Genomic DNA, 12,781 nt, shown 5'->3' with positions numbered 1-12,781 from the left:
TCCATACCCACTGAAGTCGACCCAAAGGAACCAATATGGCCACAGACACCGAAATCCACGGAATTCTCGCCTACCCGGTCACGCCCTTCACCGACGACAATGATGTCGACACGGGAAAACTCGCATCCCTGGTCGAACGGCTGGTGACCGACGGAGCGCACGGGATCGTCCCGCTCGGCAGCACGGGGGAGTCGGCGTATCTCACCGAAGCCGAGTTCGATGCCGTCATCGACACCACCGTCGGTGTGGTCGGACGCCGGGTGCCCGTCATCATCGGTGCCTCCGATCTGACGACTGCCAACACGATTCGTCGCGCACAGTACGCCGAGCGGGCGGGCGCCGACGCAGTGATGGTGCTGCCCATTTCCTACTGGAAACTGTCAGAGTGCGAGATTGCGCAGCACTACGCAGCGGTCGGTGCAGCGATCGGCATCCCGATCATGGTGTACAACAACCCCGCCACCAGCGGAATCGACATGCGTCCCGAACTGCTGGTGCAGATGTTCAAGGACATTGACAACGTCGCCATGGTCAAGGAATCCACCGGTGACCTGTCGCGGATGCTGCGCATCGCCGAGCTCAGTGACGGCCAACTGCCCTTCTACAACGGAAACAACCCGTTGGCGCTCAAGGCATTCCGCGCGGGTGCCAAAGGCTGGTGCACGGCTGCGCCCAACCTGCGTCCGCAGCCGTGCCTTGACCTCTATGACGCGATCCGCGCGGGCAACGACGCTCGCGCCGAGTCGTTGTATGACGACCTGCGTCCGCTGCTGGAATTCATCGTCGCAGGCGGTCTACCGACCACGATCAAGGGTGGGCTCGAATTGCTGGGGCGGGGCGTCGGTGTGCCACGGCTGCCGCTGCTGCCGCTCGATGAACGTGGACAAGGCGAGCTGCGTCGGCTCCTTGTCGCGCAGTAGATCTCAGCCGCTCGTTCCCCGTCGGATCAGCTCGGGGAAAGGGCTGCGGCGAGGTCGTCGGCGAGCGCAGCGGCCTGCGCGTCATCGAGTTCGTGGACGGTCAGTCGCAGATGGCCGCCATGCGCGGCGCGGGTCAGAGAAAAGCTGTCACCGGTCCGGGCGATCCACCCGCGCTTCAGCAGTTGCTCGGACACGGTCCGGACATCGCTGGTGACGGGCAGCCACACGTTGAGACCGTCGCCGATGACGATTTTGAGATCGCGGGTTTGAAGCAGCCGGGCGAAATGGTGGTTGCGCTCCGAATAGTGTTCGCGGGCACGGCTGATGAGTTCGAGGGTGGCCGGATCGGTCAACATGGCTACCGCGGCGCGCTGCAGCACGTGACTCGTCCACGTCCGACCGGGACCGATCCGAGTGGCCAATTGTTCGGCCGTGTGATCGTCGCTGGCGACCACGGCGACGCGAAGGTCTGGTCCGAGGAACTTCGAGACGGTTCGCACCAGTGCCCATCGGGTACGTGTCGGAGCGATGAGGCTGTGATACTTCGACATCGAGAGCAGCGAATAGTGGTCGTCTTCGATGACCAGGACGTGGGGGTGATCGGCCAGGACGCTTCTGAGCGCGCGGGCTCGGGTGGTGGAGAGGCTGACCCCGGTGGGGTTGTGTGCCCGGGGCGTGCACACCACCGCACGAGCACCCGCTTCGAGGGCCGAGCGGAGGCTGTCGACCGTCATCCCCTGTGCGTCAACGGTTACCGGGATCGGGCGGTACCCACCGAGGCGGACGGTGTTGATGCTGGCCAGAAAGCAGGGATCTTCCAGCGCCACCCCGTCTCCCTGGGTGAGGGCTTGGGCAAGCAAGCGCTCGACGGCATCGACCGCGCCACCGGTCACGGTCAGACGCATAGGGCGTGGGTGGTCCGCGGCAATCCATGCGCCCGCCCATTCCGCGAGGATCGGATCGACAGTCGACTCGCCGTAGAGAATCCGCGACTGGGGTACCCGCAGCGAAACCGGTGCGGGAAGAAATGACAGGGCGGGATTGCCGCTGCCGATATCACGCAACGTGGTATCCGGGGTGAACCCCTCCTGGTCGACTTTCCCGTTGCGGCCGGCGATGACAGTACCGGCTCTGCGGCCCGTGACCGCGACGCCCGCGTGCACCAGCTTCCGGTAGGCGGAGCCGACCGTATTGCGGTTGACCTCCAGTCGCTGCGCGAGATCGCGCACCGGCGGCAACGACGCGCCGGGCGCAAGGGTTCCCGCGTCGACCAATCGTCGGACGCTGGCGGCGATTTCGATTGCGGTGCTGCCGGTGATGTTCATGTCGCCTCCACGGTAGCCGCTTCTGAAGACCGCACAGGCCATGTTACTGTTTGTCCTATGTCAAATGCGGCAGGCGTCGGCGGGACGTCGTCGAGTTTTCCGACGGCGAACACCGTCGCCGAATTCACCCGCAACCTTGCCGACGTCAGAGGCCGGATCGACGCCGCACTGAAGAGGGCGGGCCGCGCCCCCGACGAGGTGCGCCTGTTGCCGGTGAGCAAAACCGTGCCGGAGGACCGTATCCGCCTCGCTGTTGCCGCCGGCTGCACGCTGCTCGGCGAGAACAAGGTTCAGGAAGCCAAGCGCAAGTGGCGCAACCTGTCTGATCTCGACGTCCAGTGGTCGGTGATCGGTCATCTGCAGACCAACAAGGCCAAGGATGTCGCCGAGTTCGCCGTCGAGTTCCAGGCTCTCGACAACACCAGGGCGGCAGAGGCATTGGATCGGCGGCTGGATGCCCTCGGTCGACAACTCGATGTCTATGTACAAGTCAACACGTCGGGGGAGGAGTCGAAGTATGGGCTGCCGCCCGACGAGGTGGTTGCTTTTCTCAAGACGCTGCCGAACTACGGTGCCCTACGCGTGCAAGGGTTGATGACGATCGCGGTCCTGAGTTCCGACGCCGAGCGTGTACGCCCATGCTTCCGGTTGCTGCGCACTCTGCGCGACGAGGCCCGCGAACTGGATCTCGTGGGGCCGGGTGAGCTGTCCATGGGCATGTCCGGCGACTACGCAGTGGCGATCGAGGAAGGCGCCACGTGCGTGCGGGTCGGCCAGGCGATCTTCGGTGCGCGAAACCTGCCCGACAGCCACTACTGGCCGGCAACCGCGGAGGGTCCGTCGGAGTTGCCTGTCGATGGCGGACCCGCGGCAAAGTGATGTGTGGCACAATTCGGCAGTGGCGCTGATCACGGGCCGCCGAGCGGCATTTACCTCTGCCGTCGCCCGTACGGCGGAGGTCGCGGCATGAGCACATTCGACCATTACTACGCACGCACCGCCCATCTGGCGGCGCTGGACCTTCACTCCAGGATGCGCCGGCTCAACGCCGTTTCCATGCTGTGCCTATGCGTGGTGCCGGTGCTCATGCTGGGCAGTTCCGCAGGTCCGCAGGGTGCCGTTCGATATGCCGCCTTCGCGGTCACCGCGTGCGGGCTCCTCATGGCCTGGCGGTGGTGGCGGCTGCAGTGGCCCAGCCGCAACGAGTCATGGCTGATCCTGGTGGTCGGGGGACTGGGCATCATCACGACGTGTCTGATGCTGGCCAACCCGGTGATCGGTTTACTCGGCATGTCGGTGTACGCGATGATCACCAGCTACGCCGCCTTTCTGCACAGCCGACGGGTGATGGCGCTGACGGTCCTGGCCGGCGCGATTGTCGTGGTGTATCTCGGTGTGCGGGTGGCGATGACCGATGTCTTCCTGGGCATAAGCGGGGTCATCATCGTCACCCTCGTGCTGACGTTCACGTCGTCGATGTGCCGGATGGCGGTACGGCTGGCCGACCCCGACAACGTGCGACATCCCAGCGAGATCGAGCCGTTGACGGGGTTACTCGATCGGCAGGCGTTCGACATGGTCACCGCGACAATGTTCGGCTCGGCGAGCCGCCACGATGACCAGTACCTCGTCGTCGTCGCGGTATCCATCGACGACATCGCGCTGCTGGCCGATATGGAAGGTGTGCACGGCATGCTCAGTGCGCGCGTCGCGGTCGCACGCGCACTGCGCGAAACGGTGCGTCACAAGGTGCCGCTGGCGCACGTGACCGACCGGGATTTTCTGATCGCCGACGTGTTCAAGACGAACGACCCGTCACCGCTGTTGGACCGGATCCGTGGCTCGATCGCCACCACACCGATGCGGCTGACGGCCAGTATCGGAGCCGCCTGCAGCCCACTGCGTCCAGCCGCCGATCACCCCGCCGAGGAGGTGGTCAACGCCCTGGTCGACCGGGCAACTCGCGCGATGAACGAGTCCCGGGCCGCCGGGGGCAACCGCACCACCAAGGCCTACTACCCGACGCTGATCACCGACACGGACCCTCAGGATTGACGACAGTTGGCGCCCAGCGCCTGAGTTGACCGTTCAAGGCAGGAGAACGGTGGCGCCGATGGTACGGCGTTCGCCGATCGCCGTGTGCGCGTCGGCGGCACTGCCCAACGGAAGGCACTGTGCGATCGGGGCCGGCTCGCCGTCGGCCGCACCGAAGCCGGCGTCGGTCAACGCCTGGTACGCCGTCAGCCCTTGCACCGGTAGGACGGCAGCCGTTCGGCTGTCGACACCGTCCGGCAACGGGAAGGTCGCCCCACTCGGTGCGACCGCGTACTCGGCGTACCCGTGTTCAACCCACGCGAGCACCCTGGTGCCCGGGGCCGTCGCGGCGGTATCCGGACCGAGGGCCGACACGGTTCCGGCGACCGCGAGTCCCAGGCCAGATGGCAGCGGCAGGTCGTGACCGAAGTCGCCACGGCGTTTCATGATGTCGCCGTACGCCACGGCGGCCGCCTCGACCTTGATCAGGACCTGATCGGCACCGGGCCGGGGAGTGTCGACTTCGTCGACCTGGAGAACATCCGGCCCACCGACTGTGTGCATGCGGATCGCTTTCATACCAGGTTCCTCCGTCCAAGGGTGTGTTGCAGGTACTCGCTGAGTTCGTGTGTGGCGCAGTTGAGTAGGGCGATATAGCCGTCGGGCCTGACGAGGGTCAATCCGTTGCCGAGTTCCTGGTCATCCGAGTTTTGCCGGATGTCGATCAGGTCGAGGTGTTCGCCGATGACATCGCGGAGCCCGGCGGGTTCGGCGCCGCGGTACAACAGTGTGTACTTCGAATGATGCAGCACGCTGATGTTGGGAAACCTGTCGCCGCTGGACAATTCGGTGGAGTTGGTGCCACCGCTGCCGTCGCGGTAGGAGACGTCGAGCTGGGTCAGCGCTCGTCGCAGGACACGCTGCACTACCGGTTGCGAGGTCACGTGTGGGGCGATATGGCGGCGTCCGGCTGTGGCAAGAGGATTGCGCAACAGCGTCATCCGGGTGGCCCGACGGGTTCCCTTGACCAATCGGTGCGCCACCGGCGCGCGTTCGGCAGCATAGGTGTCGAGAAGCTCGGCGCGCGCCTGGCTGTTGACCACCGCCGCAAGCTTCCAGCCGAGGTTGAACGCGTCCTGGATGCCGGTGTTCATGCCCTGTCCTCCCACCACCGAATGCACGTGCGCCGCATCGCCGGCGAGAAACACCCGACCAACCGAATGCCGAGCGACCTTGCGCTGATGGATCTGGAACCGCCCGGCATAGGTGACCTCGCCAACCCGGGAGCCCGGCGGCGCGCAGCGATTGACGGATTCCTGAAGCTCGTCGTAGTCGACGTCGCCGGACGGAGCCTCGCCGGGCCGGTATGCGATCGTGAGCCGGTGCAGTCCTTCTGGCATGGGGAAATACGCCACGAAGTTGCCGCGGTTGAGAAACGAATAGAAAACGTCGTGCGGTAATGACCAGTCCATCTCGACATCGGCCACGGCGAAGTTCTCTTCAAAGGCCTGACCGATGAACGGGATGTCGAGCTGGTGCCGCACCACACTGTGCGCGCCGTCGCAGCCTATGAGCCATGGCACCCTGGCCTGCTCAGTACTGCCATCGCCATGGCGCAGCTCCACTTCGACTTCACCGGGGCCCTGTGTCAGCGCGGTCAACGCGACACCCCGCTCTACGGTGACACCCAGCGCGGCCAGGCGACCTCGCAGAAGCGCCTCGACCTGGGGTTGTCGCAGCATCAATAGGTACGGGTAACCGGAGTCGAGGCCGCGCAGGTCGAGGTCGAGGAACTGCTTGTTCTCACTGAACACCCTGAAGTTGGTGACCGGTACACCATCGGCGACTGCGGCGTGTGAAAGGTCCAGTTGCTCAAAGAGTTCGAGTGTCCTGGGCTGAACACCCAGTGCGCGGGTTTCGACCGTCGGGGCCGCCGCGGCGTCGATGACGCGAACCTTCACGCCGCGCCGTGCCAGTTCGACTGCGGTGGTCAGGCCGGTCGGGCCTGCGCCGACGACGAGAACTTCGGTATCCGAGGATTCGGCCGCATTCATCGAGTACTCCCGAGTAGGTGGACGTCATTGTCACGGTGCCAACAAGTGTAGGCCAACGGTCGTTGGCATTCAATGTTGGCCTACACTTGTTGGCATGGCATTCACTCCGCGGTCGGCGACCACCCGGGCCGCCATTCTCGCCGCGGCCCGCAAACTGCTCAGCGAGCAGGGCTACGAAGCGATGACGATCCGGGCCGTCGCCGCGGAGGTGGGCATCGATCCGTCGATGGTCATGCGTTATTACGGCAACAAGGCCGGGCTACTCAGCGCCGCAGTGGATTTAGACCTGCACTTCGATCAGGTGTCGCCGCCGCCGAGGAAGCAGCTGGGCGAGGCGCTGGCGCGCCACTTCCTCTCGCGATGGGAAGGTGAGCTCTCCGATGACGCGACGACGCTGCTCCTTCGTGCCGCCGCCACCAACCCTTTTGCCGCCGAACGTATGCGGGAGATCTTTGACACCCAGGTCACCGCGTTCGTCCGCGCGTTCGCAGGCGACGACGCATCGGTTCCCCGCAGGGCGGGATTGGCGGCAAGTCAGCTGCTGGGATTGGCTCTCACGCGATACATCATCGGCATTCGGCCGATCACCGAGATGAGCGTGGACGAGCTCGTCGCGGATATTGCGCCGGTGCTCCAGTACTACCTGACCGGAGACCTGGGCGCCGCGGACAGTCGTGCCGTACGAAAGGCCCGGTCGCCCGGCCGCCGCTAGACGACTTCATCACACCGCAGTCAGCACGATCTTGCCGCTGGTACGGCCGTTGCTGATGGCCTGCAGGGCCTGCGCCGCTTCCGACAAGGGGTACTCCGCGGCAATGTGCACCTTCACTTTCCCCTCCGCCACGAGATCTGCGACAGCCTCGAGGCCGGTCGCGTCGGGCTCGACAAGATAATCGTGGGCCTCAACGTTGAGTTCATTCGCGCGCTCCGCCAGCCCAGGTGTCCAGGCGGCTTGGGCGCTGACGAGAATTCCGTTGGGGCGAAGACAGTTCAACGCCTCCCGGCCGGCGTCACCGCCGAACATCTGGATCACCACATCCACGTCACTGACCACCTCATGGACCGGGGTCGCCGTGTAGTCCACGACCTCATCGGCACCGAGTGCGCGAACGAAGTCGTGTTTGGCAGCACGTGCGGTGCCGATGACGTAGGCGCCGCACGCCTTGGCGATCTGCACCGCCAGATGCCCGACGCCACCGGCGGCCGCCGATACCAGCACGCGCTGGCCGGTCGCTATGTGGGCCACATCGACCAGCATCTGCCACGCAGTGAGTCCCGCGAGTGGCAACGCTGCCGCCTCGGCGAACGACACCCCGCCCGGCATGGTCGCGAAATGCCGTGACGGCGCAGTGGCGAACTCGGCGTAACCGCCGGCCTGGCGTGGAAACCACGGCATGCCGAAGACCCGGTCACCGACCTGGAATCTGCTGACGCCGTAGCCGATCTCGTCGACCACACCGGCGACGTCCCAACCGTGGATGAAGGGCAGTTCGAGCACGCGGTTGTACGCCAAACCCCTACTGGTGTAGTAGTCCACCGGATTGACCCCCGCCGCGTGGACCCGGATCCTCACCTCGGTGGGGGCTGGATGCGGGTCAGGTGTTTCCACCAGGCGCACCGAGTCCGGCCCGTTCCATTCCTCCTGCATGATGGCCTGCATGAGATTGCTCCTCGGTCAATGATGTTCGGCTGGTGTGGCAGGTATGACGGCGCGGGTGTCGAAAACCACGGTGGTCTCGGCGCTTCGACCGCCGTCCAGCCGGAACCGATCGACGCCGGGCCAGTGGCGCATCTGCCCGTCGATCGTCCCGTGGCCCTGCCACGCGAGGATGAGTCGACCGTCGCGACAGGCATAGTCCACCACCGACAACGTCAGATCGGGAATCACCTGCACGGCGGCGGCCAGTTGGCCGGTGTAGGCCTCGCGTCCGCGGAGCGGTTCGGTAGTTCCCGGCCAGTGCAGGGCAACATCGTCGGTGATGAGGTCGTGAACCCCGCTGATGTCATCGGGTGCCGCCCAGAATCGCGCCCACCCTGCGACGAAAGACTCGATTTCGGATGGTCGAGGCTGGGTCTCCGCGAGACGCACACCTGCCTGCTCGTGAAGGACCCTGGTGTCGTAATAGCCGGTGTCGCTGATCAGCTGACCGTCACGGAAGGTGCAGACGAAGGTGACCGGTACATCGAGGCGGCTACCCGGGGTGGTGGCCACTCCGAGCAGTTCGGTGCCGACCGTGCCGGTCATGCGACCCCACACCACCGCCGTGTTCTTACCGAATGCCGCACCGGCGAAATGCCCGTTGTAGTCGGGGATGGACCTGAACACTTCCGTGTAGAACTGTCGCAATTGTGAGTGTCCTGAAACCGGCTGGCCGACAGTGGGATCCAGGTAGTAACCGTCCGGCGTGTATGCAGCCAGAATGGCCTCGATATCGTGGCGATTCTTGGCGGCGGCATACTTGTGCAGAGAATCGCGCAGGACAGAGACGCTGTCAGTGCTCATTGATGTGGCCTTTCATTGCTGCGGGCTGGTGGTGATCTGTACCGGGATGCCGTTGAGCACAGCGGTACCGGACAGCGGATCGAGTTCCACACCGTCGGCCAGGACATTGCTGTTGACGCCCGGCCGTCGGGCGGCGACCCCGGACGCTGTCCCAGCTTCGTCATGGCCCCAGCCGTGAGGTAGGGACACCACGCCGGGACTGACGGTGTCGGTAACCTCCACCGGCGCGTCGATCGTGCCGGCTCGCGATGTCACCCTGGCGGACCGGCCCAATCCCAGTCGCTCGGCGTCGGTTGGGTGGATATGCAGGGTGCACCGGTCCGGTCCTTTGGCCAACGCGGGCAGGTTGTGCATCCACGAGTTGTTGGACCGCAGATGGCGCCGACCGACCAGCATCATGGTGTCCGTGCGGGCCGATCGCAGACTGGCTCGCAGCCGGGCGACGTCTTGCACCAATGGCTCTGGGGCAAGTTCGACCTGTCCCGAAGGGGTGTTCAGCACCGTGGGCAACTGCGGGGTGAGGGGACCGAAGTCCAGCCCGTCGGGATACGCACGCAGACGGGCCAGGGTCAGCGGCTCACCCGCATCGGTGTACGGTCCGGCCCGTAGAAGAAGGTCGAGCAGGCGTTCCGGGCCACGCAACGATGTCTGCTCGGCCGGCGGTGAACCTGCCTGACCATCGAGAGACGCACCGATCGACTCGGCAATCATGTCGTCGAGTGCGCCCAGATCGGCCGAAGCACCTTGGCGGGCAATGATTCCGATCAAGCGCAGTAGCAATTGCCAATCGGCCCGTTCGTCGGGTGCCGGAGGCAGCACCGGCGGCGAGTAGGTCGCCGTGTTGCGGATTGCGAAGTGCCCGAAGAAGAGATCGTAATGCGCCTTGGTCAGCGGTGAGGGCGCAGGCAGCAGGACGTCGGCGTGTTGCGTGGTCTCATTGCGATACAGGTCAAGGCTGACCATCAGGTCGAGGTGCTCGAACGCCGCAGTGAGACGCCTGCTGTCCGGGGCCGACCGTGCCGGATTGCCTGCCACGGTGATCAGCGCCTTCACCTGCCCCGGTCCAGGGGTGTCGATCTCTTCGGCAAGGCAGGCCAGGGGGAGTTCCCCCAACGTTTCAGGGGCACTGCGAACACGGCTGTGCCAGCGTCCGATTGCCGTGCCCCGATGGGCGCTCAACTGCCGCAGATCCGCGGCGGGGCGGGCGAACATGGCCCCGCCAGGCCGGTCGAGATTGCCGGTAAGGACGTTGAGCACATCGATGAGCCAGCTCGATACCGTCCCGAATCGTTGCGTGCACGTGCCGGTGCGGCCGTATACAGCCGCGGTCGGTGCAGCGGCGAGGTCGCGCGCGAGGCGCCGGATGTCCTCGGCAGGTATTCCGCAACGGGGTGCAACGATTTCCGGGGAGAAGTCGCGGGCCAGCGCTTCGACTGCCGCGACGCCGCGAACGTGTGGGCCCAGACCTCTCAGGTTGATCCTGCTCTCCGCGGACAGCACGTGTATGAGCGCGAGCAGCAGCAGGGCGTCGGCGCCCGGGCGAATCGGGTAGTGCTTATCCGCCTCCTGGGCGGTCTGCGTCCGGTTCGGGTCCACGACCACCAGCCGCCCGGCGCGTCGGCGCAGCGCGCGAAGGCGGGCGCGCATCCCCGGAGCGGTGAGCAGACTCCCATTGGACACCAGGGGATTGGCGCCCAGGATCAGCAGGAACGAGCAGCGGTCGATGTCGGGAAGCGGGACGGTGTACATGGCGCCGAACATGAGCTGGCAGGCGACAAACTTCGGCATCGCGTCGACCGTGTTCGCCGTGTAGATATTGCGCGACCCCAGTGCCCGCATCGCCGCGCCGGCATACAGGGTGGTGGCGAAGTCGTGGGCCACGGGATTGCCGAGGTACAGGGCCACCGCATCGTTGCCGTGCCGGTCGATGATCGTGGTGAGTCGCTGGTCGATGACCCCGAATGCCTCGTCCCACGACACGGGTTCGAATCGGCCGTCCCCCCGGCGTAACTGTGGGGTGCGCAACCGGTCCGCGTCGTTGTGGAGCTCGTTGAGTGCCAGTGCTTTCGGGCACAGATGGCCGCGGCTGAGCACGTGATCCCGGTTCCCCCGAATCGCGACGATCTCGCCGTGTTCCACGCTGCTCGCCAGCCCACAGCCGGCCTCGCAGAGGGGGCAGACATGGCGTCGAACTTGCATACTCCAAGCATTAACATACTGGAGGTATGTACCACAAGTATGGATCACCTATGCTGGGTGGATGACCGGTCCGCGCACCCAGGCAGAACGCACGCGCGCGACCATCGACCAGATACTGGTGGTGGCGCGTGATTCCTTCGCCGAAGATGGCTACGACAACACGTTCGTCGACAACGTCGCGGAGCGAGCCGGTATGACCAAAGGCGCGCTGTACCACCATTTCGAGGGAAAGCGGGGACTCTTCGCCGCGGTCTACGAGGATGAGCAGCGCGCCATCGGCGCCGCGGTGACGCAAGCGGCGCGAGGCGGCAAGAACAGTTGGCAGCGGCTCGTGCGCGGCTGCCGCGCGTTCTTCGACGCCGTGCTCGATCCCGGGGTGCAGCGCATCACGCTGATCGACGCACCTGCGGTTTTGGGCTGGGAGAGGATGCGCAATCTCGAGGACGAGCACATCACCTCGCTGTTAAGGCTGGGCCTGTCCCAGGCGATCGCCGACGGCCACCTCATGAAGCAGCGCGTGGAACCTCTGTCGCACCTTATTCACGGTGCGATGTGTGAGGCCGCGATGACTGTCGCACGGTCCTCGGATCCTGCACGCGAAAGCCAGGATTCGCTGGCCGCGCTCGAGAATCTGCTCAACGGCATCGCCACGGGTCGTAAGTAGCCGCAGTTCGGTGCGACGATCTGGAACGAGCGGCCGTGACGCGGGTCGTCATTCGCATCCGTCTGGGCAACCAGCTGACCGGCCGGCGGGAGTGACTGAGCTGCGCCGCTCACCGCAACCGCAGCACCACCTTGCCTTTGGCGCTGCGATTCTCCAGTGACGCAATGGCTTCCCCGGCCCGTTCCAGCGGGTACACATCGGGCTGTGGCGCGGGCACGGCGCCGGAGGCCAGCAGTGGCTCCAGCTCCGACCACTGCTCGCGGAGATAGCCGGGGTGGGAGAACGTCCATGCGCCCCAGCCGGCACCGACCACATCGACGTTGTTGAGGAGCAGTCGATTCACCTTGACCGTCGGGATCTCCCCGCCGGTGAACCCGATCACCAGGAGTCGCCCGCCCACGGCCAGTGAGCGCAGCGAGTCGGTGAACCGGTCCCCGCCGACCGGGTCGACGACGATGTCCACGCCGCGCCCAGCGGTGAGTTCCTTGACCGCGTCACGGAAACCCTCGGCCAGCACCACATCGGATGCCCCAGCGGCCCTGGCGATCTCGGCTTTGTCCTGGGTGGACACCACCGCGATGGTGCGGGATGCGCCCAACGCGGGCGCCAGCCGCAGCGCCGAGGTGCCGATGCCGCCTGCGGCCCCGTGCACCAGGACCGTCTCGCCCTCGGCCAGCCTGCCGCGGGTGCGCAGTGCGAACTGCACGGTCAGGTCGTTGAACAGGATGCCCGCACCGGCCTCGAACGACACCGAATCGGGCAGGCTGAACACCCGATCAGGCTGCAGTGCAACAACTTCGGCCATTCCGCCGGAGAGCATCGTCAGCCCGAGCACCCGGTCGCCTGCGGACACGTGCGCACCGGGCGGCGCGCTGCGTACCACGCCTGCGATCTCCGCGCCGGGGGTGAACGGCAGGTCCGGTTTGTACTGGTAGAGCCCGCGCGTCAGGAGCGCGTCGGGAAACGCGACCCCGGCTGCGTGAACATCGATGATGACGGCGTCCTCGCCGGCCGGTTCGTCCACCTCGACGACCTGCACCGCGTCGGGACCTTCGAGCCGGGCTATCTGTGCTGCGCGCATA

General features: G+C 65.7%; 12 protein-coding genes. 5 read left to right on the top strand and 7 right to left on the bottom strand.

What is annotated here, in order from left to right:
• The first annotated feature begins 35 nt into the window (after positions 1 to 35).
• A complete protein-coding gene (locus tag M1247_RS17595; RefSeq protein ID WP_317157649.1) occupies positions 36 to 920 on the top strand; it encodes a dihydrodipicolinate synthase family protein in 885 nt (294 codons plus the stop codon).
• A gap of 26 nt (positions 921 to 946) precedes the next feature.
• Here the strand turns inward: M1247_RS17595 and M1247_RS17590 are convergent, their stop codons facing one another.
• Positions 947 to 2,245, bottom strand: a complete 1,299-nt coding sequence (locus M1247_RS17590) for an aminotransferase class I/II-fold pyridoxal phosphate-dependent enzyme (protein ID WP_317157648.1) — start codon at positions 2,243 to 2,245, stop codon at positions 947 to 949.
• 57 nt (positions 2,246 to 2,302) lie between these two features.
• Between M1247_RS17590 and M1247_RS17585 the strand changes: the two genes are divergently transcribed.
• A complete protein-coding gene (locus tag M1247_RS17585) occupies positions 2,303 to 3,124 on the top strand; it encodes a YggS family pyridoxal phosphate-dependent enzyme (protein WP_317157647.1) in 822 nt (273 codons plus the stop codon).
• Positions 3,125 to 3,211: 87 nt separating this feature from the next.
• A complete protein-coding gene (locus M1247_RS17580) occupies positions 3,212 to 4,300 on the top strand; it encodes a GGDEF domain-containing protein (protein ID WP_317157646.1) in 1,089 nt (362 codons plus the stop codon).
• Positions 4,301 to 4,333: 33 nt separating this feature from the next.
• On the opposite strand, the gene M1247_RS17575 is transcribed toward M1247_RS17580, so the two are convergent.
• Complete coding sequence (locus M1247_RS17575) at positions 4,334 to 4,858, bottom strand: quinone oxidoreductase family protein (protein WP_317157645.1); 525 nt, start codon at positions 4,856 to 4,858, stop codon at positions 4,334 to 4,336.
• A complete protein-coding gene (locus tag M1247_RS17570) occupies positions 4,855 to 6,333 on the bottom strand; it encodes an FAD-dependent oxidoreductase (protein ID WP_317157644.1) in 1,479 nt (492 codons plus the stop codon). Before M1247_RS17570 ends, M1247_RS17575 begins: the two co-directional genes overlap by 4 nt.
• 94 nt (positions 6,334 to 6,427) lie before the next feature.
• On the opposite strand from M1247_RS17570, the gene M1247_RS17565 reads away from it, so the two are divergent.
• Positions 6,428 to 7,045, top strand: coding sequence for a TetR/AcrR family transcriptional regulator (locus M1247_RS17565; protein ID WP_317157643.1), 618 nt, complete (start codon positions 6,428 to 6,430; stop codon positions 7,043 to 7,045).
• 9 nt (positions 7,046 to 7,054) lie between these two features.
• Here M1247_RS17565 and M1247_RS17560 read toward each other — a convergent pair whose 3' ends face one another.
• From M1247_RS17560 to M1247_RS17550, 3 genes are read right to left on the bottom strand one after another with little or no spacing between them, the layout of a single operon-like run.
• Complete coding sequence (locus M1247_RS17560; RefSeq protein ID WP_317157642.1) at positions 7,055 to 7,993, bottom strand: NADP-dependent oxidoreductase; 939 nt, start codon at positions 7,991 to 7,993, stop codon at positions 7,055 to 7,057.
• 15 nt (positions 7,994 to 8,008) lie between these two features.
• Entirely contained in the window at positions 8,009 to 8,836 is an 828-nt protein-coding gene (locus tag M1247_RS17555; RefSeq protein ID WP_317157641.1) for a nuclear transport factor 2 family protein, read from the bottom strand.
• 12 nt (positions 8,837 to 8,848) lie between these two features.
• On the bottom strand, positions 8,849 to 11,035 hold the full coding sequence (locus M1247_RS17550) for a molybdopterin-dependent oxidoreductase (RefSeq protein WP_317157640.1): 2,187 nt from the start codon (positions 11,033 to 11,035) through the stop codon (positions 8,849 to 8,851).
• Between the two features lie 61 nt (positions 11,036 to 11,096).
• Here M1247_RS17550 and M1247_RS17545 point away from each other — a divergent pair, with 61 nt between their 5' ends.
• A complete protein-coding gene (locus tag M1247_RS17545; protein WP_317157639.1) occupies positions 11,097 to 11,699 on the top strand; it encodes a TetR/AcrR family transcriptional regulator in 603 nt (200 codons plus the stop codon).
• A gap of 109 nt (positions 11,700 to 11,808) precedes the next feature.
• Here M1247_RS17545 and M1247_RS17540 read toward each other — a convergent pair whose 3' ends face one another.
• Positions 11,809 to 12,780, bottom strand: coding sequence for an NADPH:quinone oxidoreductase family protein (locus M1247_RS17540; RefSeq protein ID WP_317157638.1), 972 nt, complete (start codon positions 12,778 to 12,780; stop codon positions 11,809 to 11,811).
• Between the last annotated feature and the right edge of the window lies 1 nt (position 12,781).

This window comes from Mycobacterium appelbergii (assembly GCF_032883035.1).
GTDB classification, from domain to species: Bacteria; Actinomycetota; Actinomycetes; order Mycobacteriales; family Mycobacteriaceae; genus Mycobacterium; species Mycobacterium appelbergii.
This window is presented reverse-complemented; position numbering and strand designations above follow the sequence as displayed.